Consider the following 23374-nt stretch of genomic DNA (forward strand, 5'->3'; position numbering starts at 1 on the left):
GCGCGCTGGGCGCGTTGGGGAATCGCGGCTATGGCGACGCGCATCTTGAAGCCGGGATTCTTGGCGGCCGCGCGTATCTTGCCGCGTACTCGCTGGGTCGCGGCGCGACGGGACTGACTTTTTACGACGACGACACGACGAAATTCTTCAAGCCGCATGCCGCCGGAAAGAGTCCTCTGCTGATGATAGCGCTCGGAGTTCCGCGGTCGCAAAAGAAATCGTAAAAATTGCTCGACCTGGTGTTTGGACCGGCGAATTGGCAATTCGAATCGCTTGGCCGCTGAATATCGGTCCGGAAGGAACCGAACACTGACGCTGGTGACTCGCTGATGAGCGGCTGCCTGTCTGTTAGGCAGGTGCATTGCATTTTTCATTAAATTTATTCGACTTTGAAATGGCACTTTTCATGCTTTGTGCCTCCATACTCCCGCCCGTAACGGGAGCAACGCGTGCGCGCGGCGGACAACCACCTCCGCCGTGAATCGAAGGAGGCAAGAATGGCTGAAGAACAGAAAAAGATGGTGCCGACCCTCGGCTTGACCGGAGTCACGGTCAATGCGATGGCGCTCATCGCCCCGGGAGCATTCCTGTGGATTACGTTCGTCCAACAGGCGGGTTACGCGTTTCCGTCGGGGATGGCGATGTGGGCCGGAATTTTCGTCGCGCTGATGCTGGCGTACGCCACCGCTTTGTCGTACTCGGAGCTCGCCAAACTCTACCCGGGCGCCGGCAGTTCGTACCTGTTCGCCGAGCAGGCCTTCCTGAGCAAAACCCACGCGTACAGATTTTCGCGCGTGGCGAAGTTCGTAATCGGATGGTCCTCGCATCTTTATTATTGGATGTATCCCGGTGTCATGGTCGCCACGATGGGAATCATGATCGGGTACATTGTCGGAACGATCGCGCCGGGCTCGATGAACGCGGGAATTCCCGGCCCGGTTTTCATGGCGCTGATCGCGATAATCTTCGCGTACGCCGTGGCCTGGATCGCGTTCCAGGGCGTGAACGGTTCCACGATGGTCAATATTGCCATCAACGGAATCCAGATCGTCGCGCTGCTGTTTTTCTCGGCGCTTGCGATCGCGTACCGTGCTGCGCATCCCGCAGGTTCGTCGGGCCTGGGGCTCGATGCGAATGGCAACACAGTCGCCGCGGTACTGGGACCCTACGCGATAGCCGGCGATCACCCGTCGCACGCCAGCGCGCTCTCGGTCATCCTGCCGCACAGGTTTGACTGGGTAATGTTGCAGGCGACGGTCGCGATTCTGCTGCTGGTCGGTTTCGAGTCGGTGACCGCACTTGGCGAGGAAGCAATAAACCCCAAAAAGGACATCCCGCGCGGCGTTCTGCTGTCGCTGACGATCCAGGGATTGTTCTGCTACCTGATCGAATACTTCGCCGCCAACTATTTCCTGAACAGCGCCTACAGTCTTGCCGAGGCCAAAGGATCGGCGGCGCCGCTCGGCGACATGATGGTGATCATCGGTAACGCGCTGCTCGGCGGGCACGGTACCGCGTTCATGTTGATGGAAGCGCTGACGGTATTCCTGGCGCTGATCGGCACCACTCTTTCGTGCATCAACACCGGCGCGCGCGTGACTTACGCGATGGGACGCGACGAGGAAGTGCCCGAGCACTTCGGCCTGCTGCACGGCAAGAACCTGACGCCGCATCGCGCGATCTGGGTGCTCGCGACCATCTCGGCAGTACTGGGTGCATACGCCGCGTTGTTCTACTTCGCCGGCGGTTCGGCGCCTGATGACAAGACGATTGCGACGCTGCCGCACAACATCTGGTACTCTATGGGGATGAGCTCGAACGCGTCACTCTCGTCGCTGCCGAATGGGTTGCTGCTGGTCACACTCACGTCGAACTTCGGAACCTTCCTGCTCTACGGTCTGACCAACATAGTATGTATCGTCGCCTACTCGGAGCGTCACGAGTTCCATGGATTCAAGCACATGGTGGTGCCGATATTCGGCGCGGTCGCGAATTTTGCCTGCCTCGCGTTCTACATCATCGGGCCACTGGAGGGGCTCGGCAGCGTGAAGGAACCGCTGATGGCCGTCGCGATATCGGCGATTTGGGGAATCTACGGAGGAATTTACTTCGTACGTAACTCCAGGAAGAAGGGCAAAGAGACAATTCTCGTAACCAAGCCGGCCTGATCCCTACAAGCTGGCTTGGCGAATAAATCCGTGGGGCGAGCTGCGAGCGATCGTGGCTCGCCCCTTGGCCATTGAAACAACTTTCACTTCAAGGCCAAGTTAGTCTGGGTAACGCACTGCAAATGGATTCGCCGTCCTCCGCTCCCCCCGCCGTGGAGCAGGCTTTCGAGCTGGCGCTGCTGTCCGACGTGGGTACGACGCGTCCTGACAATGAAGATTCGTGCGGGCATTTCATCGAGAATCCCGACAGCGTAGCGTTCGCAGTTGCCGACGGCGTCGGCGGCTACGAAGGCGGCGAGATCGCAAGCCGCATGGCGATCGACATAACGCTCGAAGCCTACCGCGAAAGCCCGCCGGAGTGGGGTGCAGCCAAGCGGCTCTATCGCGCGATCACGCGGGCAAATATCGAGATACACGACAAGGCGCTCACGGTGCCTGAACTGTCCCGCATGGCCACCACGATGACCGCGGTCGTGGTGGAGAAGGGGATACTGTCGGCGGTGCACATCGGAGATTGCCGGCTGCATTTGATCCGCCACAGCCACATCTCAGTTCTCACCAAAGATCACACGATGGTCGCCGAAAAGGTCAGGATGGGGATGATGACCGCCGCGCGCGCCAAGACTCATCCTGAGCGTGGGATGCTTCTGCGCAGCCTTGGACGTGAGTTGATAGCGTCTATCGATCGGATCACGCTGCCGCTGTTCGAGCGCGACCGGCTCGTGCTATGCAGCGACGGACTCTACAACGTGCTCGATGCCAAGGAACTCGAATCAATCACGCGCGACGTTGACGCTGAGACCGCGTGCCGCAACCTGATCGATACTGCCAATGAGCGCGGTACGCACGACAACCTGACCTGCGCCGTTTTCAGAATGACGTCGCATACGGGGCATACGGCGAGCACGGGCGGATGGCGCGATCGATTACGTGGATTGTTCGGGCGATGAAGCAATGCGGCGTCGCCCTCCCCTTCCATTGGTGACGTGCCGGGTGTTAACGTCCGCTGACCCTTTTCCCCGAGACGGTCCAAAAGATGCGCGAGGTCAGCGTCGGTGAAAACCTCGATCAGTACAAGTTGATCGAGGTGATCGCGCGCAGCGGGATGGCGTCGATCTTCAAAGCCATCGATCAAATTGACGGCAAGACCGTCGCGATCAAAGTCCCTTACATGCAGTTCGAGAGCGACGTGGTCTTCTACGGCCGCTTTCAGCGCGAGGAAGAAGTCGGGCGTCGCCTCGATCATCCCGGCATCGTCAAGGTTCTCACGCCCCGAAAAAAAAGCCGGATGTACATCGCGATGGAGTACGTCGAAGGCGAGTCGCTGCGCGCGATGATGCGGGAACCGGGGCTGCCGCTGGAAAAGGCGCTCGATCTCGCGCGGCAGTTGGCGGAGACGCTCGTTTACATGCACAGCGAAGGCGTGGTGCATCGCGACCTGAAGCCGGAAAACATCCTGGTGACCGCCGAGGGCCAGACCAAGATCATGGATTTCGGAATCGCGCTCGACGAATCGGCGCGGCGACTGACGTGGTCCGGGCTGTCGTCGACGATCGGCACGCCTGACTACATGGCGCCCGAGCAGGTCAGCGGCCGCCGCGGCGACGTCCGCACAGACATCTATTCCCTGGGCGTGATTCTCTATGAGATGCTGACCTGCCACCTGCCGTACTCGGGTCCCAACGTCTACAACGTGATGCGCGCGAAGACGGCGGAAGATCCGCAGCCGCCCTCCGCGTTCAAGCCTGATCTCGATCCGCATCTCGAGGAGATCGTGCTGCACGCGATCGAGCGCAATCCGCGCGACCGCTACGCGAGCGCTGGCCAGATGCTCGAAGACCTGCGCGACCCGTCGCGCGTCGTACCCCAGAACCGCGCGGAACGCCTCCATCCACGCAGCCTCGCGATGCAGAATATGCGCCGCAGGCTTGGGTACGTGTTGTTTTTCACCTCGCTCATCGGGGCCTTTTTGCTTTTGATTTGGCTCGCAAACCGTTACCCGGCAACGCAGTCTCCGCCGCGCCGGTCATATCGAGGGCAGACGAGATGATGCCGAGACGATCGCAACTCGGATTGGCCGCCGCGACTGTCGCCGCGCTGATGCTATTTTCGTCCGTCGCACGCGCGCAGACCGCAGCGTCATCGCCGCCGCTGGATAATTCGCTGAACCTCGCGTGGCTGCTGGTCGCCGGTTTCCTCGTGATGTTCATGCAGCTCGGATTCGCGATGGTGGAGACGGGGTTCACGCGCTCGAAAAACGCGGTCAACACGATGGCGATGAACCTGATCATCTACCCGATCGGCATCATCGGTTTCTGGCTTACTGGCTACGGCTTCATGATGGGCGGCGTCGCGCACTGGCCCTCGCTCGGGATGGGCGCGATCGGCCATCACGAACTTTCGATCACGATCGGCGCGCATTCGTACGGAATCCTCGGGTTCAGCAAGTTCGCGCTGCTCAACGTCAGCCGCGATCCCGCCAGCCTCGGCATGTTTCTTTTCTCGCTGGTGTTCATGGACACCGCCGCCACCATTCCGACCGGCGCGATGGCGGAGCGCTGGAAGTTCAAAGCGTTCTTCATCTACGGACTGTTCATGTCGATGTTCCTGTATCCGCTGTACGGCAACTGGGTGTGGGGGGGAGGATGGCTGTCGCAGCTCGGCGCGAACCTGGGCCTCGGCCACGGCCATCTTGATTTCGCGGGATCGTCGGTCGTGCACATGACGGGCGGAGTTACCGCGCTCGCCGGCGCTTACATGGTTGGTCCGCGCATCGGAAAGTTTCGGCGCGACGGCGCAATCGGCGCGCTGCCGGGACACAACCTGCCGATGGCCGTCAGCGGAACGTTGATACTCGCGTTCGGATGGTTCGGCTTCAACTGCGGCTCAACGCTGGCCGCGTCGGATCCACGAATCGCGATCATTGCGGTGAACACTATGCTCTCCTCGGCGGCCGGCGCGCTCGCGGCAATGCTGTTCCTCTGGCATCGCTACAACAAGCCCGACATCGCGATAGCCTGCAACGGCATGCTGGGCGGGCTGGTCGCGATCACCGCGCCATGCGCCTTCGTAACGCCCGCGGCGGCGGTTTTGATCGGTACGATTGCGGGACTGCTTGTCGTCTGGGCGGTGCTTGAACTCGAGCGCCGTTTTCGAATCGACGATCCGGTCGGCGCGATCGCCGTGCATGGCGCGTGCGGAATATGGGGTGCGTTGGCGCTCGGCCTGTTTGCCGACGGCACCTATGGCGACGGCTGGAACGGTGTCGCAGGGCCGGTGACCGGCTTGCTCTACGGCGACGTGGGCCAATTTTTTGCGCAGCTGATCGGCGTCACGGTGAACATCGTCGTGGTATTCGGCCTGGCGATGCTGTTCTTCAAGATCGTCGAGCGCTCGGTCGGCAACCGCGTGCTGGTGGAAGTGGAATGGTCGGGGCTGGATGCGCTAGAGATGGGCAGCGATGCCTATCCGCATTCGTAGTACATATCTGTAATCACGCAAGGAGCTATTGCCATGCCCTACAGCGACATTCTTTACGACAAGCGCGACGCCGTCGCGACCATCACGATCAATCGCCCGCACGCAATGAACGCGGCCACGATCAAGACTTACGACGAGATGCTCGATGCGCTGCGCGACGCCGAGGCGGACGACAGCGTGCGCGTAGTCGTGCTGACGGGCGCGGGGCGTGCGTTCTGCGCGGGTGACGACGTCAAGGAAGTTTTTCTCAATCCCGAATTCCGCGATGCCAAACCTGCGCAGCGCACTTTGGTCGAGGAATGGCGCGAGCATCGTCCCGTCGCGCTCGATTTGCTCGTCACCTACCCGAAGCCGACTATCGCGTCGGTCAATGGCGCCGCCGTCGGCTACGGTTGTGACATCGCGCTGATGTGCGACATGCGCGTCTGCTCCGACCAAGCGCGCTTTGGCGAAGTCTTCATTCGTCGCGGATTGATTCCCGAGGCGGGCGGATTGCTCGTGCTGCCGCGGCTGGTCGGACTCGCGCGCGCGTACGAACTCATCTTGAGCGGCGACATCATCGACGCCGCCGAGGCCGAGCGAATCGGGATGGTGAACAAAGTCGTGCCGCACGCGCAGCTCGGCGAGGCGACCGCCGCATTCGCGAAAAAAATCGCGGCGCAAGCCCCGCTTGCGCAGCGTTTGGCGAAGGAAGCTTTGCGGGTCGGTCTGAATCTCAATCTGCCGTACTTTTTCGACTACCAGCGCCACGGCCAGCACCTGATGCTCACGTCGAAGGATCACCTCGAGGGCGCAAGATCATTCGTCGAAAAGCGCGCCGCGAACTTCAAAGGCGAGTAGCGCGTGCGAAAAATCGGCTTCGGCACAAACGGCGCGTCGCCTGAGCAATCGCGCCTGTGTCGCTCAACCGAGTTATAGGTCAGTGGCGATCATCCGTTTCGGCCTATATTTCGTCGGATGAAGTCAAATCGACCTGACAAACTCTTGTTCTATTGAGTAAAATCCTTACAAACACTTGACACAATTTTGTTTTCCTTCTATGTTCATCGTCACTCGACGAGGATAACCTTATGAAATTCGGCGGAGATTCCCCCGAACTTGATGCTATTGACCTGCAGATTATCGGACTGTTGCAGGAACACGGCAGGATTCCGCTCGTCAAACTCGGTGAGCAAGTCGGGCTGTCGGCGCCTTCAGTCAACGAGCGCGTAAAAAAACTCGAAGACGGTGGGGTCATCATCGGCTATCACGCCACCGTCGATGCGACGCGCCTCGGCAAGGACGTCACCGCGTTCATCGGCGTGTCGATCGTGCACCCGAAAACAATTTCGCTGTTCGAGGAATCCGTGGCCCTGCTCGACGACGTGCTCGAATGCCATCACGTCACCGGTCAGCACACGCTGATGCTGAAAGTCAAAACCGAAAACACTTCGTCGCTCGAGCGGCTCATCAGCGCGATCCGCTCGATCGAGGGAGTGGCGCGGACGGAGACGATGGTGGTGCTGTCGACACATACCGAGCGCGGTTTGATTTCGCCGCACTCCAACGGCGACGCGAACGAGCCGGCGAACGGCAGGCGGCATCGGCACGCCTCCGCGAAATCCGCGCCCCCGGATCCAAGGCGGGTGTCATGATGCATAACTACCGAAGCATTCCAAAAAAGCAGGGGCTTTACGATCCCGCGCATGAGCACGACGCGTGCGGCGTCGGCTTCGTCGTGAACATCAAGGGCGAGCGCTCGCATGACATTGTCGGCAAGGCACTGCAGGTACTCGACAACCTGACGCATCGTGGCGCGTGCGGATGCGATCCGCGTACGGGCGACGGCGCCGGAATCCTGCTGCAGATTCCGCACGAGTTTTTCGCGAGCGAAGCGGCTCGGCTCGGCTTCCAACTTCCCGCGCCCGGAGAATATGGCGTCGGCCAGGTCTTTTTGCCGCTCGACGCGGTCAAGCGCAAGGAATGCGAGGACGCGTTCGAGAGAATCGTCAACGAGGAAGGGCAGCGGCTGCTCGGATGGCGCGACGTCCCGGTAGTCGAGTCCGCGTGCGGCGATATCGCGCGGCGCGGGATGCCCGCAATCCGCCAGGTCTTCATCGCGCGCGGCGCCGACCTGTCCGACGCCGAGGCGCTCGAGCGCAAGCTGTACGTAATCCGCAAACGCGCTACGAGCGAGGCGGAAAAACTCGGCCTGTTCGATCCGGAATTATTTTATTTTTGCAGCCTCTCGGCGCTGACCGTCGTTTACAAGGGTCAGTTGATCTCGACGCAACTGCCGCAGTTCTTCCCCGATTTGCATCACGACGCGCTCAAGACCGCGCTCGCGATGGTTCATCAGCGCTTCTCGACCAACACGTTCCCGAGCTGGGACCGCGCGCATCCGTACCGCTTCATGTCGCACAACGGCGAGATCAATACGCTGCGCGGCAATATCAACTGGATGCACGCGCGCGAGAAACTTTTCTCGTCGCCGCTGTTCGGCGATGACATCAAGAAGCTGCTGCCGATCGTTGAACCCAACGGCAGCGACTCCGCGACCTTCGACAATTGTCTCGAGCTGTTGATTCGCACCGGACGCTCGATCCCGCACGCCGTGATGATGATGATTCCGGAAGCGTGGCAGAACGACCGGCAGATGAGCGACAGCAAGCGCGCGTTCTACAACTTCTATTCATGCATGATGGAGCCGTGGGACGGGCCCGCGTCGATTGCCTTTACCGACGGAATCAGGATCGGCGCGGTGCTCGATCGCAACGGCCTGCGTCCGTCGCGCTATACGGTGACCAAGGACGGGCTGGTCGTGATGGCGTCCGAGACCGGCGTCCTCGATATTGCGCCGGAAAACGTCGCGCACAAAGGGCGGCTGCAACCGGGAAGAATGTTTCTCATCGACACCGCGCTCGGCCGAATTGTGCAGGACGAAGAGATCAAGGAGTCGATAGCGGCGCGACAGCCGTATCGCAAGTGGCTCGACAGCAGCCTCGTCGCACTCGAGTCGCTTCCCGAGGCAAGCGGCGCGCCTGCGGTTGACGGCTTTGAAGCCGGCGAGTTGCTCAAGCAACAGCAATCGTTCGGCTACACGATCGAGGATCTCAAAATGATCCTCGCGCCGATGGCGACCAACGGGCAGGAGCCGGTCGGCTCGATGGGCACCGACACTCCGCTCGCGGTGCTCTCGAACAAGTCGCAGCCGCTTTACAACTACTTCAAGCAGTTGTTCGCGCAGGTGACGAATCCGCCGATCGATCCGATTCGTGAGGAGTTGGTGACCTCGACCGAAACGACGATTGGCGCCGAGGACAATCTGTTCGAGGAATCGCCGAGGCATTGCCGCCAGCTTCAACTCAAGCAGCCGATTCTCACCAACGAAGAACTCGAAAGGATCAAACGGCTCGACGTCGACGGCCTGCGAACAATCACGCTATCGACGCTGTACCGGGTTAATGATGGTGAAGTGGGGCTTCGCGCCGCGCTCGACGCGCTTTGCAAAGGCGCTTCCGACGCGATCGAATCCGGCTACACGATAGTCGTGCTTTCGGATCGAGGAGTGAACGCCGATTACGCTGCCATCCCGGCTCTGCTCGCGACCGGAGCCGCGCATCATCATCTGATTCGCGAAGGGACGCGGACCCGCGCCGGCCTCGTCGTTGAGTCTGGCGAACCGCGCGAGGCGATGCATTTCTGCCTGCTGGTCGGCTACGGCGCCGGCGCCGTAAATCCGTATCTCGCATACGCGACGATGGCCGGGATGATTCGCAACGGCCAACTGCGCGACATCGACGAAGACACTGCGGTTCACAACTTCGTCAAGGCCGTCGGCAAGAGCATCACGAAAGTCGCGTCAAAGATGGGCATCTCGACGACGCAGAGTTATCGCGGCGCTCAGATCTTCGAGGCGATCGGATTAGCGCAGGATGTGATCGACAAGTACTTTACCTGGACGCCGTCGCGCGTGGCCGGCATCGGTCTCGACGCGATCGCGCGCGAGACGGCAGAGCGTCATACCTACGCCTTCAAGGTCGCCGCGAACCTCGACGGTGATCTCGATGTCGGCGGCCAGTACCAGTGGCGCCGCGCCGGCGAGTTCCACATGTACAACCCGAACACGATCGCGCGCCTGCAGCATTCCGTGCGCTCGGGAAGTTTCCGTCTGTTCAAGGAATACACAAAGGCGGTTGACGAACAGAGTCGTTCGCTTGCCACACTGCGCTCGCTGCTGAAGTTCAATTCCAGCCGGGCGCCGGTGCCGCTCGAGGAAGTCGAGCCGGCCACTGAGATCGTCAAGCGCTTCAAAACGGGCGCGATGTCGTTCGGCTCGATCGGCAAAGAGGCGCACGAAAACCTCGCGATCGCCATGAACCGCATCGGCGGCAAGAGCAATACCGGCGAGGGCGGCGAGGATCCAGCGCGTTTCGTGCGCGATGCCAACGGCGATTTCCGCCGCAGCGCGATCAAGCAGGTAGCATCAGCGCGCTTCGGCGTCACCAGTCACTACCTGGTTAACGCCGACGAACTGCAGATCAAGATGGCTCAGGGAGCCAAGCCGGGCGAAGGCGGCCAGCTTCCCGGTCACAAGGTTGACGACTTCATCGCGAAGATTCGCTACTCGACGCCCGGCGTGGGGTTGATCTCTCCGCCGCCGCATCACGACATTTATTCGATTGAAGATCTCGCGCAGTTGATTCACGATCTCAAAAATTCCAACAATCGCGCGCGTATCAGCGTCAAGCTGGTCGCAGAGGTCGGCGTCGGCACCATCGCGGCCGGAGTCGCAAAGGCCAAGGCCGACGTCGTGCTGATCAGTGGCTACGACGGCGGCACCGGCGCGTCTCCGCTGCAATCGATCAAGCACGCGGGAATTCCGTGGGAGCTTGGACTCGCCGAGACGCAGCAAACCCTGGTGATGAACGGTCTGCGCGGCCGCATCAACGTCGAGACCGACGGCCAGCTCAAGACCGGCCGCGATGTCGCGATTGCTGCGCTCCTCGGCGCCGAGGAATTCGGTTTCGCGAGCGCCGCGCTGGTCGCCTCGGGATGCATCATGATGCGTGTTTGCCACCTCAATACGTGCCCGGTCGGCATCGCGACGCAGGATCCGGTGCTGCGCGCGAAGTTCGCGGGTAAGCCCGAGCACGTCGTGAACTTCATGATGTTCATCGCGGACGAACTGCGCGAATACATGGCGCAGTTGGGCTTCCGCACCGTCGCCGAAATGATTGGCCACGTCGAATGCCTGGACGCCAACGAAGCGATCGCGCATTGGAAGGCGCGCAACGTCGATCTGGCTAATATTCTTCGCCGTCCCGATGTCGGGCCAGACGAACCGCTGCATTGCGTCGAGCTGCAGGATCATGGCCTCGACAAGGCGCTCGACAATCAGATCATCGCGCTCGCGAAGGATGCGCTCGAACATCGCAAACCCGTCGAAATTCATCTTCCCATCCGCAATGTGAACCGTACCGTCAGCACGATGCTGTCGGCGGAGGTGTCGCGGCGTTTCGGCGCAGAGGGACTGCCGCCCTACACGATTCAGATTCATCTGAAAGGCTCGGCCGGTCAGAGTTTCGGCGCGTGGCTCGCGCCCGGAGTCGCACTCCATCTTGAAGGCGACGCGAACGACTACTGCGCCAAGGGGCTGTCGGGCGGATTCGTCTCGGTGCGTCCGCCAAAGGAAGCGACCTTCAAGGCCGAAGATAACATCGTCATTGGCAACGTCGCGCTATACGGCGCTACCGGCGGTGAAGCGTTCTTCCGTGGCGTAGCCGGCGAGCGATTCGCGGTGCGCAACAGCGGCGCGCACGCGGTCGTCGAGGGCGTCGGCGACCACGGATGCGAGTACATGACGCGCGGGCTGGTCGTGGTCCTCGGCAAGACCGGGCGAAACTTCGCGGCCGGTATGAGTGGCGGCGTCGCGTACGTGCTCGACGAAGACGGCTCGTTCGCCTCACGCTGCAACACCGGAATGGTCGAGTTGGGCCCAATTGGCAACCAGGACGAACTAAAGCAGTTGCACGCGCTAATCGTGCGGCATCAGCAATACACGCAGAGCGCGGTTGCGCGGCGAATCCTCGACCAGTGGGACGAATACGCCAGGAAGTTTGTAAAGGTATTGCCGACTGAGTATCGGATGGTGCTCGAACGGCAGCATCTCAACATGGATTCCGATCTCGCGCGGCTCGCCGCAGTTTAGCCGAGTGAGTAATCGACTGACTAATCAGAACTGACCTGAATCGGGAGAGCACGGCTTCGATGGGCAAGATCACGGGCTTCATGGAGATCAAACGCGAGACTCCTTCGCGGCGTCCGGTCGGCGAGCGCCTGAAGGACTGGCGCGAGTTCGATCTCAAGATGCCCGAAGACAAGCTGCGCGCGCAGGGCGCTCGCTGCATGGATTGCGGAATTCCCTTCTGCCACAAGGGTTGCCCACTCGGCAACATCATCCCCGACTGGAACGATCTCATTTACCGCGGCAGGTGGCGCGAAGCGAGCGACCGGCTGCACGCCACCAACAACTTTCCGGAGTTCACTGGCCGAATTTGCCCCGCGCCGTGCGAAGAAGCCTGCGTCCTCAACATCAACAACGATCCCGTCACGATCAAACTGATCGAGAAGAACATCATCGATCACGCCTGGGCGGAAAAATGGATCGCGCCGCTTCCGCCTGCGCGCAAATCGGGCAAGCGCGTCGCGGTCGTCGGCTCGGGGCCGTCTGGGCTGGCGTGCGCCCAGCAACTCACGCGCGCCGGCCATTCGGTAACGCTCTACGAACGATCGGATCGCGTGGGCGGATTGCTCACTTACGGCATCCCGGACTTCAAGCTGGAGAAATGGATCGTCAACCGCCGCGTCGAGCAGATGAAGACCGAGGGGCTCGAGATTGTCACCAACTGCCGCGTCGGCTTGGACGTCCACGCCGACGAGATGCGCTCGAAGTACGACGCAATCGTGCTCACGATGGGCGCGACCAAGCCGCGCGACCTGCCGATCCCGGGACGCGAGCTCAAGGGAATCCATTTCGCGATGGACTTCCTGCCGCAGCAGAACAAGCGCAACTTCGGCGACGCGCTCGATCCTGCCGCTGAGATTACGGCGAACGGAAAGCGGGTGGTAATTCTCGGCGGCGGCGATACGGGGTCCGATTGCCTCGGGACTTCGAATCGGCAGGGTGCGATCGTCGTGCATCAGTTCGAGCTGCTCCCGATGCCGCCGGAAAAGCGCACTGCCGAAATGCCGTGGCCTGATTGGCCGATGATCATGCGCACCTCGAGCTCGCACGAAGAGGGCGTACAGCGCGATTGGAGCGTGAGCACGAGCAAATTCTCCGGCGAAAACGGCGCGGTGAAAAAGCTCCACGGCGTGCGGCTCAACTGGAAGCGCGACAACGGGCGCATGGTGATGGAGCAGATTCCCGGTACCGACTTCGAGATCGAGTGCGACCTCGTGCTGCTCGCGCTCGGATTTCTCGGCCCAGAGCCCGACGGCATAATCGCGGAGCTCGGTTTGAAGCTCGACCCGCGCAGCAACGTGCAATGCGAGAACTACATGTCGAGCGTGCCGGGAGTGTTCGCCGCCGGGGACACACGTCGCGGACAATCGCTGGTGGTGTGGGCGATATGGGAGGGACGCGAAGCCGCGCGCGCTGTCGATGCGTATCTGATGGGTGAGACATTCCTGCCCTCGAGTCCCGAACTCTGATTTCCATATAAATCTGAGAGGAGGCGACGATGATTCGCCTGTACGATTATCTGCCGTCGGGCAACGGCTACAAGGTTCGCCTGCTGCTGACGCAACTTGCGGTTCCGTTCGAGCGGATCGAGCTCAACATCATCAAGGGCGAGACGCGCACGCCGGAATTTCTCCGAAAATTTCCGAACGGTCGAATCCCCGCCGTCGAACTAGACGACGGCAAGTTGCTGTTCGAGTCCAATGCGATCATCTCGTACTTTGCTGTGGGCACGCCGTTCCTGCCGGCGGATAGTTTCCAACGCGCCCAGGTTCTTCAGTGGCTCTTTTTCGAGCAGTACAGCCACGAACCGTACATCGCGAGCGTTCGCTACCTGGTGATTCACCCCGATGTGCAGGACCCTCGCCGCCCTATTCTTGATACGCTGATGCGCCCGCGCGGATACGACGCGCTCCGCGTGATGGAAGGGCATCTGAAGTCGCGCGAATGGTTCGTCGGCGAGCGCTACTCGGTTGCCGATATCGCGCTCTATGCCTATACGCATGTCGCCACTGAAGGCGGTTTCGATCTGGCGGGCTATCCGGCGGTTCGCGCGTGGCTCGAGCGGGTGAAATCGCAGCCGCGGCACATTCCCATCACGCAGGGCTGAATTTCAGCGGCGAAGACCCATCGCGTCGAGCTTGCGAATCACCCATTCGATTCGATCCTCGCCCCAGAACGGTTCGCCATCAACTATAAAGGTCGGTACGCCGAAGACCCTGTCGAGATCGGCTTCGGCGAAGCATGCATCCAGGTCGGCGCGCGCGCCGGTGTCCACATAGCGGAGAAATTCGGCGGGCTCGAGACCGACTTCAGCAATGATCGCTGAAATCGCGTCACGGCTTTCCACGTTGAGTTCCTGTTTCCAGAATCGATCGAAGACGCGATCCGAGTACGGCCGGAACTGTTGATTCTTCGCTGCGTAGAGGCCGCCATAGAACGCCAGTCGCGCGCTGAAAATCTTTTTCGGCGGATAGATGACGAGCGCGCGCTCCTTCGCGATTCGGCGCGCGTCGATGTACAGATACCGAACCTTGCGGCGGTCGGCGTCCTCGCGATCAAGCGGTCCGTAGACCTTTCGGATGTTCACTCCGTACGGGATGAAGCGCACATGCACGCTGTGAGACAGCTCGAGGTCGTAGGCAGGTTGCATCGCGAGGTACGAGTACGGACTCGTGTATGCGAAGTAGAGCTTGATGTCGTGAAGGTTATTGTTCACTGGGACGCCATCGCGAGAAAGTTTGCCAGGTGCACGACTTTGATTTTCGAATTGCGACGACGGAGCTCTGCGGCAATTTGAAACTCGCATCCGGGATTTGCGAGCACTACACAGTCGGCGCCGATCGCGACAATATTGTCGGCTTTGCGGCGCGCCAGCTCGCGCGCCATTGCGGGTTCGGTCAAATTGTAGGAACCGGCTGAGCCGCAGCAGAGGTCGGATTCGGTCATCTCGATGAGTGTGACGCCGGGAATCGATGCGAGCAATTTGCGCGGCGCTTCGCGCACCCCGAGTCCGTGTGCGAGGTGACAAGCGTCGTGATAAGTGACGCGGCATTGGAATTCGCGTTTCGAACTTGCAGGCGCGTCGAGCAGCAGAGAGCTCAGGTCACGAACTTTGGAGGAAATCGCGCGCGCTTGTTCGGCGAATTCCGGTTCGTCTTCGAGCAGGCCGCCGTATTCGGCGATTGCTACCGAGCATCCTGACGCGGCCGATACGATTGCGTCGGCGCCGGAGTTCTTCAGCGCACGAACGTTCGCGCGGGCAAAATCGCGCGCTCGCGAAGCGTTACCGGAGTGCAGATCGAGCGCCCCGCAGCATGTGGTCGGTTCGAGCTGGACAACGCGATAGCCGGCGGCGCCCAGCAGACGCTCGCTGTTCAGGGTTTCCGAATTCGCAAGCACTTGCGCGACACATCCGTGATGCACGACGACCGTTGGTGCGTCCTTGCGCGGAGCTATGGTTGCTTCGCCGGCGAGCGGGCGCGAGTCGTGCTCGAGTGGCGGGAGAAGATCGAGCCAATCGCGGATCACGCGTGGCGTGATGGCTCTCAGAGCCGGCCTCAGGCCGAGACGATCGGCGACCTTCAGAGGCGTTAGCAATGCGCGGAGACGATTTGGGTACGGGAAAATCGCACCGACTGCGCGCCGCTTGAAGCGATCGACGACGTCGCGACGATGATGTCGCTCAACGAACGAACGCGCGCCTTCAATCAGACGGCCGTAATGAACGCCGGACGGGCAGGCGGTTTCGCAACCGCGACATCCGAGGCACAAGTCGAGATGGCGCGCCGCGTCGGCGTCGAGGTCTATGCGGCCTTCAGCGATGGACTTCATCAAATAGATTCGGCCGCGCGGCGAGTCCATCTCGGACCGCGTTACAACGTAGGTCGGGCATGCCTCGGCGCAGAGCCCGCAATGAACGCAGTCGAACAGCAGGTCGTAATCGCAGATGTCGCGAACCGGATTCGATGATGTGACGTCTGCCTCGGCCATCAGATTCCTCCGACGAAGCATCCAGGATTGAAGATCCCGGCCGGATCGAAAGCCGCCTTTAGCCGGCGCATGAGCGCGAGCGCGCCGTCGTTGGGAGTGTCGAAGAATTCCAGCGAATCGCGAATTGGAGGCGCGGCGGCGATGAGTCGAAGAGTGCCGCGCTCGGAGTGCGCAACTTCACGCCATCGGGCGACGGTTTTGGCCGCGGCATCGGCCGGGGCTTCTTCGGCGGCAACGATCTGCGCGACTCCGGAGCCGGCATGGGCGCGAAATTCCACGCCGCAGGTCGCCAGCACTTGAGGCAAATGTGCGGGTGGAACTGCGATTTGTGCTGACAGAGGTGCCGAATAAAAATCGGTATCGCGCAGCAGTTCGTAACTCGAGCGAGCGGCGTCGCCGTCGAGAATTTCACCTCGCGCGATGAGCAGATCGCGAATTCGCTCGGCCTGGTAGCCGATCTCGAGAGGACTTCCAGAGAAACCCGCTAGAAGTAGAAATTGACTTGTAGAATTAAAGCGCGTTGAGAGGGCCGGACTGAGTATATCGAGATTACTCAGTGGCAGCGCATCATTGAGTATGTAAGCGGCGGCGAACGCATCGGCTGCCCGCGCGAAAGGAACGATAGCGAGACAGTACTCAGGCGGAATGGGGCGCACTTTGAACGTCACTTCAGTTATGATTCCGAGCGTTCCGAATGAACCGCCCATCAGTTTCATCAAATCATAGCCGGCCACGTTTTTGACGACGCGGCCGCCGCCGTGAATAAGGTTGCCGCCGTGGCCGACGAAGCGAACTCCGATCAGCAGGTCGCGCGAGGTGCCCTCTGACAGGCGCATCGGTCCGGTGTGCGCGGCGCCGACCAACGAACCGAGTGGTGTTATCGCGGGACCGCATGGATCGACGGGAAGTCGTTGGCGGGCAGGCGACATCGCGGTATTCAGTTCGCCGATTGTGATTCCAGATTCCGCGACAACTGTCATGTCGTCGGGTTCATAGGCGACAACTCGCGCGAGTCGCGTCATCGAGATGCCGAGTGCGACGGGCGAGCGCCGAATTGCCGCGAGCGAGCGAGCCCCGCCAACAGGAGCCAGCGCAATACGATCTGCTTCGCACATACGGACGATCTCGCAAATTTCGTCGACTGAAGCAGCCTCAACGATCGTATCTGCAGCGCGCGCCTCACTAGATGTAGGCGCGCGAACCTGGCCGGCGCCGACGATTGAGTCGAGGCGGTTCGAAAGATTTGAAGATGCAGTCAAAGCCAAGACAACCGTTAGATCGGCACCTGGCGGCGTGGCGTTGCAACCTCGACGCAAGCGCCGGGCCGCGGGATCACTTTGCCGGGATTCGATCGCTCCATTGGATCGAACACGTGGCGCAACTCGGTCATGACGCGAAGATCGTCGGTCGAGAACATCAGCGGCATTTCGCTGATTTTCTCGACGCCGATTCCATGCTCGCCGGTGAGGCTGCCGCCCATCTCGAGGCAGGCTCTGAGGATGTCGCGACCAGCGTCGATCGCGCGGCGAACTTGATCGGGATTGCGCTCGTCGTAGAGAACGATTGGATGCAAATTTCCGTCGCCGGCGTGGAATACATTGCCGATGCGCAAGTCGTATCGGCGGCTGACGTCGGCGATCACGCGCAGAATTCGCGGCAGGCAGGTTCGCGGGACTACGCCGTCCTGAGTCGCGTAGTTGGGCGAGAGGCGGCCGACGGCTCCGAAAGCGCGTTTGCGCGCTTTCCACAACAGCGCGCGTTCCGCTTCATCGCGCGCGAGCCGGATGCTAGACGCGCCGGCCGCGCGCACAGTCTTTGTAACTTCATCGGCGTAAGTTGTCAGCCCAGCTTCGAGACCCTCGAGCTCAATGATGAGCACCGCGCCTGCGTCGAGCGGGAGGCCTACATGGAACGCCTCCTCGACGGCGCGAATGATGAGCTGGTCCATCATTTCGAGGGCGGCCGGCACAATTCCCGACGCGATGATCATCGACACAGCGCGCGTCGCAGTGTCGACGTCGGGAAAGGTGGCGAGGAGCGTGCGATGATTTTCGGGCTCGCGCATCAGTCTGAGCGTTGCGCGCGTGACGATTCCCGTGGTGCCCTCCGCGCCGACGACTGCGCCGACTAAATCGTAACCGCACCGCTCTTCGGTGGGCCCGCCGAGCTCGACGACCTCGCCGTCGGGCAGCACGAGTTCGAGCGAGAGCACGTGATTGGTGGTCACTCCGTATTTCAAGGTATGCGGACCGCCAGAATTTTCGGCGATGTTGCCGCCTATAGTGCATGCCACCTGCGACGATGGATCGGGCGCGTAGAAATAACCTTTCGACTTGACGGCGTTGGTGACGTGCAGGTTGACCACGCCGCTCTCGGCCACGGCGCGCCGGTTGTCGAGATCGATTTCCACGATATGGTTCATCTTCGACGTGCAGATCATCGCGGGCGCGTTCAGCGGGAGGCATCCGCCGGAAAGCCCCGTGCCCGCACCGCGCGGAACGAAGGCAATACCATGGCGATGGAGGGCGGCGAGAATCGCGCTCAACTGCGAGGTCGAGCGCGGTAGCAGCAGCACGTCGGGCACGCTTTTTTCGACGGTCCATCCGTCGCACTCGTAGACCTTCAGCTCGGTGGCGCGCGAGACGATCCCGCTGTCGCCTAGAATTTCGCGAAGCTCGTCGAGAAGTTTGCGATCAATTGCACTCATTAGTATTGCGGAGGCTCGTTGGATCTCCGGAGCAGTCTACCACGACCAGTGCTTTTGCGGTTGATCCTTGCGGGTCATAATAGCAAGGTTCGATTTCAGCAATCCCGTCGATCTATTGGAAGGAGAAACACAGGTGGCGGATTCATTTCCAGAACTGAGGCCTGCGGCGCGGATTCTGCTCGGTCCGGGGCCGTCCAACGTAAATCCGCGCGTGATGAAAGCGATGGCGTCGCCGGTCGTCGGGCATCTCGATCCGGACTTCCTGAAGGTGATGGAGAATATCAAGCGGCTGCTGCGCATCGTGTTTCGCACCAAAAACGAGATCACGTTTCCCGTCTCGGGGACAGGTTCGGCGGGGATGGAAGCCGTGATGACGAATCTGATCGAGGACGGCGACGAGGTCGTGGCCGGCGTCAACGGCGCTTTCGGCACGCGACTGGCGGAAGTCGCGTCGCGGCAAGGCGCAAAGGTTCATAAGGTCGAAGCGGATTGGGGAACGATCGTCGAGCCGGCGAAGGTCTCGGCGGCGCTGAAAGCGGCGAAAAATCCGAAACTGGTCGCAGTGGTTCACGCCGAGACGTCGACCGGGATACATCAGCCGATCGAGGAAATCGCCGAGCTCGCACATCGACACGGCGCGATGATGGCGATCGACGCGGTGACGTCGCTTGCATGCGTGCCGGTCGAGATCGACAAGTGGGGAATCGACGCGTGCTACAGCTGCACGCAGAAGGGAATCGGCGCGCCGCCGGGGCTGTCGCCGGTGACGTTCAGCGAGCGCGCGATGGAGTCGGTGCGCAAGCGCAAAACCAAGTGCCGCTCATGGTACTTCGATGTCGCCTTGATCGAACAGTACTGGGGGCCGGACCGGCTGTACCATCACACGGCTCCGATCACGATGAACTATGCGCTATACGAGGCGCTGCGGATCGTTGTCGAGGAGGGATTGGACGCGCGATGGCGGCGGCATCGTATCAACGCCGCCGCGTTCCAGGCCGGGGTGCGCGCGATGGGCCTTCAGCTCGCCGCGCAGGAAGGATACAGGTTGCCACAGCTAACGACGATCGCGGTGCCGGCGGGAATCGACGACGTGAAAGTGCGAGCGGAATTGCTGCGGCTGTTCAATATCGAAATCGCGGCCGGGCTCGGACCGCTCAAAGGTAAGATCTGGCGCGTTGGTCTGATGGGCGAAGGTTCGCGGCGCGAAAATGTGATGCTGGCGCTGAACGCGCTCGAAGAAATCCTCGGCTCGATGGGATTCGAGATTGCGCGGGGCAGGGCGCTAACCGCCGCCGAGTATGCCTACAGTGCGGAGGGAACAGGGGCAGGCGAGCCGCCCGCCGAAGCATCATGAGGATGTACGACTTCAGGCTTGCGCCGAGCCCGCGGCGAGTGAGGATCTTCCTCGCGGAGAAGGGGATCAGCCTCGAGCTGGTGCAAGTCGATATCATGCGCAACGAGAATCGCACGCTGGAGTTCTACAAAAAGAACCCGCTCGGCTCGTTGCCGATTCTCGAGCTGGACGACGGCAGTTGTCTTTCGGAGAGCGTCGCGATTTGCCGTTACTTCGAGGAAGTCCAGCCGGCGCCACCGCTGTTCGGCATCGGCGCGCGCGAGCGGGCGGCCGTCGAGATGTGGAATCGCAGAATCGAGCTCGAAATCTTTGCTCCGGTCGGGCACGTATGGTCGCATCTGAGCGAGATCGCGAAGGCACGCGGACGCCGGATACCGGAGTTCGGCGAAATTCAAAAGCGTGCCGCGATCGAGCGCATCCCATGGCTCGACGCGGAGCTTGAGAATCGAGAATTCATCGCAGGCGACCGGTACTCAATCGCGGACATCACGACGCTGTGTATGATCGACTTCGCGCGCACAGTTGATATCCGGATTCATCCGGCACAGGCGAACCTGGCGCGATGGTATAGCAAGGTGTCTTCACGGCCGAGCGCGAAGGCATAATCAGTGACCATTTGCGAATTGACTATTATGCAATAGTCAGTCGATTAGCTACTCGTCCGAATCCTCCGCATCGCCGCTTCCGTTGGATCCGTTGCCGTTGGCGTCGTCCTCGTCGCGCTCCGCCATCCCTGCCACCGCGCGGACGCGTTCGTCGCCCTCGAGCCGCACCATGTGAACGCCCTGCGCGTTGCGGCCGGTGATGCGGACTCCCTTGACGGCCAATCGAATCACCTTGCCGCCGTCGGTTATCAGCATCACCTGGTCGTCGATGCCGACCTGCCGGACGCTGATCACCTTGCCGGTCTTCTCGGTCACGTTCATGGTGATAACGCCCTTGCCGCCGCGATGAGTCAGGCGGTAGTCCGAAGCGGGAGTACGCTTGCCGTAACCGAGCTCTGAGACCGTGAGGAGGGTTTCGTCGTCGCGCACCGTGGACATCGAGACGACTTCGTCCTCGACCAACGTGACGGTCTTGCCCTCCTTGACCGGTTGCGACTCGAGCTCCATGCCGACAACGCCGCCGGTCGCGCGGCCCATCGGGCGTGCTTCTTCTTCTTTGAAACGAATCGCCTGACCCTCGCGCGTCGAGAGCACGATCTGCTGATTGCCGTCGGTGATTCGCACGTCGACCAGCGTGTCGCCGTCTTCGAGATTGATCGCGATGATTCCGGTCGAGCGGATGTTTTCATATTCGTCGAGCGCGGTCTTTTTCACGCGGCCGCGACGAGTGGAGAAAAAGACGAACTTGCCGGCGGTCTCGCGCGGCACGGGAATAAATGCGGACAGCGTTTCGTCGTTGGCGAGGCTCAGCAGGTTGGCGATCGAGCGTCCCTTGGCGGCGCGGCCGCCCTCGGGCAGCTCGTAGGCCTTGAGCTCGTAAACCTTGCCGGCGCTGGTGAAGAACATCAGGCGGTCGTGGGTCGAGACGCGCTCGAGATGTTCGACGAAATCTTCTTCGGTGGTGGTCGCGCCAATCTTGCCGCGGCCGCCGCGCTTTTGCGTGCGATAGAGCGAGAGCGGGGTGCGCTTGATGTAGCCGCCGTGCGTAACGGTGACTAGGACGTCCTCCTCGACGATGAGATCCTCGACCGAGAACTCGCCTTCCGCCTCGATGATCTGCGTGCGGCGTGGATCCGCGAATTCTTTTTTGATTTCGTCGAGCTCGCCTGCGATCAGCTTCAACAATTCCTTTTCGTTCGCGAGAATTTTCTTATAGCGCGCGATCAGAGCGACGGTCTCCTTGTGCTCATTCTCGATCTTTTCGCGCTCGAGCGAAGTGAGGCGGCGCAACGTGAGATCGAGGATCGCCTGCGCCTGCAACTGCGAGAGGCCGAATTGCTTCATCAGGCCGGTGCGCGCGACTTCGGCATCCTTCGACTTGCGGATCAGATTGATCACCGCGTCTAGATTTTTGAGAGCGATCAACAGGCCGTCGAGGATATGGAGCCGCGCCTCGGCTTCCTTCAACTCGAAGCGCGTGCGGCGCGTTAGTACAATTTTGCGATGCTCGAGGAACGCGACGAGCATCTGCAGCAGCGTCATCTCTTTGGGGCGGCCCTCGTGGATGCCGAGCAGGATGATGCCGTAGCCCTGCTGCATCTGGGTCAGCTTGTAGAGCTGGTTGAGCACGATACGGGGCTCGGCGTCGCGCTTGAGCTCGATGACGACGCGCATGCCGTCGCGATCGGATTCGTCGCGGATGTCGCTGATGCCTTCGATGCGCTTGTCGTTGACCAGCTCGGCCATCCGCTCGATCATGCGCGCCTTGTTCACCTGGTAGGGAATTTCGCGAATGATGATCGAGGCGCGCGAGCTGCGCTTGTCGGTCTCGATGGCAGCCAGAGCGCGCATCGTGAGAGTGCCGCGGCCGGTGAGGTATGCCTGGCGAATCGCCTGACGGCCGAGCAGTTGCCCGCCCGTCGGAAAATCGGGTCCCGGAATGATGTCGAGAATTTCCTCGTGCGTGATGTTCGGGTTGTTGATCAACGCCTGCAGCGCGTCGCAGACCTCGCCGAGATTGTGCGGCGGGATGTTGGTTGCCATCCCAACCGCGATGCCGTCCGAGCCGTTGACGAGCAAGTTCGGAAATTGCGCGGGCAGGATGTCGGGCTCCATGTGTGAGCCGTCGAAGTTCGGGATGAAGTCGACGGTGTCCTTGTCGATGTCGGCGAGCATCCGCTCGGCGAGCCGTGTCAACTTACACTCGGTGTATCGATACGCAGCGGGCGGATCGCCGTCGACGGATCCGAAATTTCCCTGGCCGTCGATGAGCAGGTAACGCAGGCTGAACGGCTGTGCCATGCGTACGAGCGAATCGTAGACCGCCATGTCGCCATGCGGATGGTATCGCGCGAGGACTTCGCCGACGACGGCGGCGCACTTCGTATAGCGCCGATTCGAGAGCAGGCCCGTGCGGAACATTGCGTACAGGATGCGGCGATGCACGGGCTTGAGGCCGTCTCGAATCTGCGGCAGCGCGCGTCCGATATTCACCGACATCGCGTAGTCCAGGTAGGACTGACGCATGTCGTCTTCGATATTCAGCAGCGCGGGTTCGTTGCGATGCGGTTCGTTGCCGTTGGTTTCAGCCATTTAACCTGGTGCTCCCGGGAGTTCCGTACGCTCGAGCATTAGAAATTCAGCTAGCCGCATTGCTGTTCAAGCGCCGCCCATTCCTGAATTTTACGCAGCAATGTTTCGCGATGAAGTTCGCGCCGATGCGGCAACAGGTCGTACGCGAACGAATCTTCGGGGTGCGCTATACCGTCGAGCGCGAGCAACACGCCAAGGGTTTGTTCTGCGTCACGCGCGTCACGCTCGCACACGGCGCAATTCGTCGCCATT

General features: G+C 61.1%; 17 protein-coding genes and 1 pseudogene. 12 read left to right on the forward strand and 6 right to left on the reverse strand.

The features are described from left to right. The 10 genes and pseudogenes from VJX68_RS11045 to VJX68_RS11090 form a co-directional block, all read left to right on the forward strand. Window positions 1-224, forward strand: a pseudogene (locus VJX68_RS11045) (SagB family peptide dehydrogenase); the annotation flags it as partial. A 273-nt stretch (window positions 225-497) separates the two neighbouring features. After that, a complete protein-coding gene (locus VJX68_RS11050) occupies window positions 498-2168 on the forward strand; it encodes an APC family permease (RefSeq protein ID WP_324095746.1) in 1671 nt (556 codons plus the stop codon). 122 nt (window positions 2169-2290) lie between these two features. Continuing rightward, window positions 2291-3118 carry a PP2C family protein-serine/threonine phosphatase gene (locus VJX68_RS11055; RefSeq protein WP_324095747.1) on the forward strand — a complete coding sequence of 276 codons (828 nt, stop codon included), beginning with the start codon at window positions 2291-2293 and terminating at the stop codon, window positions 3116-3118. Window positions 3119-3204: 86 nt separating this feature from the next. Continuing rightward, window positions 3205-4218, forward strand: coding sequence for a serine/threonine protein kinase (locus VJX68_RS11060; RefSeq protein ID WP_324095748.1), 1014 nt, complete (start codon window positions 3205-3207; stop codon window positions 4216-4218). Then, entirely contained in the window at window positions 4215-5648 is a 1434-nt protein-coding gene (locus tag VJX68_RS11065) for an ammonium transporter (RefSeq protein WP_324095749.1), read from the forward strand. The genes VJX68_RS11060 and VJX68_RS11065 overlap by 4 nt, the downstream gene beginning before the upstream one ends. A 33-nt stretch (window positions 5649-5681) precedes the next feature. Continuing rightward, window positions 5682-6488 carry an enoyl-CoA hydratase/isomerase family protein gene (locus VJX68_RS11070; protein ID WP_324095750.1) on the forward strand — a complete coding sequence of 269 codons (807 nt, stop codon included), beginning with the start codon at window positions 5682-5684 and terminating at the stop codon, window positions 6486-6488. Between the two features lie 230 nt (window positions 6489-6718). After that, entirely contained in the window at window positions 6719-7282 is a 564-nt protein-coding gene (locus tag VJX68_RS11075; RefSeq protein WP_324095751.1) for an Lrp/AsnC family transcriptional regulator, read from the forward strand. Continuing rightward, window positions 7279-11838 carry a glutamate synthase large subunit gene (gltB, locus tag VJX68_RS11080; RefSeq protein WP_324095752.1) on the forward strand — a complete coding sequence of 1520 codons (4560 nt, stop codon included), beginning with the start codon at window positions 7279-7281 and terminating at the stop codon, window positions 11836-11838. The genes VJX68_RS11075 and gltB overlap by 4 nt, the downstream gene beginning before the upstream one ends. 59 nt (window positions 11839-11897) lie before the next feature. Further along, window positions 11898-13343, forward strand: coding sequence for a glutamate synthase subunit beta (locus VJX68_RS11085; RefSeq protein WP_324095753.1), 1446 nt, complete (start codon window positions 11898-11900; stop codon window positions 13341-13343). Window positions 13344-13372: 29 nt separating this feature from the next. Continuing rightward, complete coding sequence (locus VJX68_RS11090; RefSeq protein ID WP_324095754.1) at window positions 13373-13981, forward strand: glutathione S-transferase family protein; 609 nt, start codon at window positions 13373-13375, stop codon at window positions 13979-13981. A gap of 3 nt (window positions 13982-13984) precedes the next feature. On the opposite strand, the gene VJX68_RS11095 is transcribed toward VJX68_RS11090, so the two are convergent. Genes VJX68_RS11095 through VJX68_RS11110 form a run of 4 tightly spaced genes read right to left on the reverse strand, consistent with a single transcriptional unit; the run spans window position 13985 to window position 18571 of the window. After that, entirely contained in the window at window positions 13985-14590 is a 606-nt protein-coding gene (locus tag VJX68_RS11095) for a 2-hydroxychromene-2-carboxylate isomerase (RefSeq protein ID WP_324095755.1), read from the reverse strand. Next, window positions 14587-15864, reverse strand: coding sequence for a (Fe-S)-binding protein (locus VJX68_RS11100; RefSeq protein WP_324095756.1), 1278 nt, complete (start codon window positions 15862-15864; stop codon window positions 14587-14589). The genes VJX68_RS11095 and VJX68_RS11100 overlap by 4 nt, the downstream gene beginning before the upstream one ends. Continuing rightward, window positions 15864-17180: an FAD-binding oxidoreductase gene (locus VJX68_RS11105; RefSeq protein ID WP_324095757.1), complete on the reverse strand. Its 1317-nt coding sequence runs from the start codon at window positions 17178-17180 to the stop codon at window positions 15864-15866. The genes VJX68_RS11100 and VJX68_RS11105 overlap by 1 nt, the downstream gene beginning before the upstream one ends. Then, window positions 17138-18571, reverse strand: a complete 1434-nt coding sequence (locus VJX68_RS11110; RefSeq protein ID WP_324095758.1) for an FAD-linked oxidase C-terminal domain-containing protein — start codon at window positions 18569-18571, stop codon at window positions 17138-17140. Before VJX68_RS11110 ends, VJX68_RS11105 begins: the two co-directional genes overlap by 43 nt. A gap of 133 nt (window positions 18572-18704) precedes the next feature. Here VJX68_RS11110 and VJX68_RS11115 point away from each other — a divergent pair, with 133 nt between their 5' ends. Together VJX68_RS11115 and VJX68_RS11120 are read left to right on the forward strand one after the other, a co-directional pair. After that, window positions 18705-19925: a pyridoxal-phosphate-dependent aminotransferase family protein gene (locus VJX68_RS11115; protein WP_324095759.1), complete on the forward strand. Its 1221-nt coding sequence runs from the start codon at window positions 18705-18707 to the stop codon at window positions 19923-19925. Beyond that, window positions 19922-20530 carry a glutathione S-transferase family protein gene (locus tag VJX68_RS11120; protein WP_324095760.1) on the forward strand — a complete coding sequence of 203 codons (609 nt, stop codon included), beginning with the start codon at window positions 19922-19924 and terminating at the stop codon, window positions 20528-20530. Before VJX68_RS11115 ends, VJX68_RS11120 begins: the two co-directional genes overlap by 4 nt. Window positions 20531-20578: 48 nt before the next feature. Here the strand turns inward: VJX68_RS11120 and gyrA are convergent, their stop codons facing one another. Together gyrA and VJX68_RS11130 are read right to left on the reverse strand one after the other, a co-directional pair. Then, a complete protein-coding gene (gyrA, locus tag VJX68_RS11125; protein WP_324095761.1) occupies window positions 20579-23122 on the reverse strand; it encodes a DNA gyrase subunit A in 2544 nt (847 codons plus the stop codon). Window positions 23123-23172: 50 nt separating this feature from the next. After that, complete coding sequence (locus tag VJX68_RS11130; protein ID WP_324095762.1) at window positions 23173-23373, reverse strand: hypothetical protein; 201 nt, start codon at window positions 23371-23373, stop codon at window positions 23173-23175. Window position 23374: the final 1 nt, after the last annotated feature.

The organism is Binatus sp. (SeqCode), from assembly GCF_035272065.1.
Lineage (GTDB): Bacteria > Desulfobacterota > Binatia > Binatales > Binataceae > Binatus.

What these genes read in the sequence shown, in the direction of transcription:
- VJX68_RS11050 (WP_324095746.1), top strand. Translation starts at nt 498, where the DNA reads ATGGCTGAAGAACAGAAAAAGATGGTGCCGACCCTCGGCTTGACCGGA.
- VJX68_RS11055 (WP_324095747.1), top strand. Translation starts at nt 2,291, where the DNA reads ATGGATTCGCCGTCCTCCGCTCCCCCCGCCGTGGAGCAGGCTTTCGAG.
- VJX68_RS11060 (WP_324095748.1), top strand. Translation starts at nt 3,205, where the DNA reads ATGCGCGAGGTCAGCGTCGGTGAAAACCTCGATCAGTACAAGTTGATC.
- VJX68_RS11065 (WP_324095749.1), top strand. Translation starts at nt 4,215, where the DNA reads ATGATGCCGAGACGATCGCAACTCGGATTGGCCGCCGCGACTGTCGCC.
- VJX68_RS11070 (WP_324095750.1), top strand. Translation starts at nt 5,682, where the DNA reads ATGCCCTACAGCGACATTCTTTACGACAAGCGCGACGCCGTCGCGACC.
- VJX68_RS11075 (WP_324095751.1), top strand. Translation starts at nt 6,719, where the DNA reads ATGAAATTCGGCGGAGATTCCCCCGAACTTGATGCTATTGACCTGCAG.
- gltB (WP_324095752.1), top strand. Translation starts at nt 7,279, where the DNA reads ATGATGCATAACTACCGAAGCATTCCAAAAAAGCAGGGGCTTTACGAT.
- VJX68_RS11085 (WP_324095753.1), top strand. Translation starts at nt 11,898, where the DNA reads ATGGGCAAGATCACGGGCTTCATGGAGATCAAACGCGAGACTCCTTCG.
- VJX68_RS11090 (WP_324095754.1), top strand. Translation starts at nt 13,373, where the DNA reads ATGATTCGCCTGTACGATTATCTGCCGTCGGGCAACGGCTACAAGGTT.
- VJX68_RS11100 (WP_324095756.1), bottom strand. Translation starts at nt 15,864, where the DNA reads ATGGCCGAGGCAGACGTCACATCATCGAATCCGGTTCGCGACATCTGC.
- VJX68_RS11110 (WP_324095758.1), bottom strand. Translation starts at nt 18,571, where the DNA reads ATGAGTGCAATTGATCGCAAACTTCTCGACGAGCTTCGCGAAATTCTA.
- VJX68_RS11120 (WP_324095760.1), top strand. Translation starts at nt 19,922, where the DNA reads ATGAGGATGTACGACTTCAGGCTTGCGCCGAGCCCGCGGCGAGTGAGG.
- gyrA (WP_324095761.1), bottom strand. Translation starts at nt 23,122, where the DNA reads ATGGCTGAAACCAACGGCAACGAACCGCATCGCAACGAACCCGCGCTG.
- VJX68_RS11130 (WP_324095762.1), bottom strand. Translation starts at nt 23,373, where the DNA reads ATGGCGACGAATTGCGCCGTGTGCGAGCGTGACGCGCGTGACGCAGAA.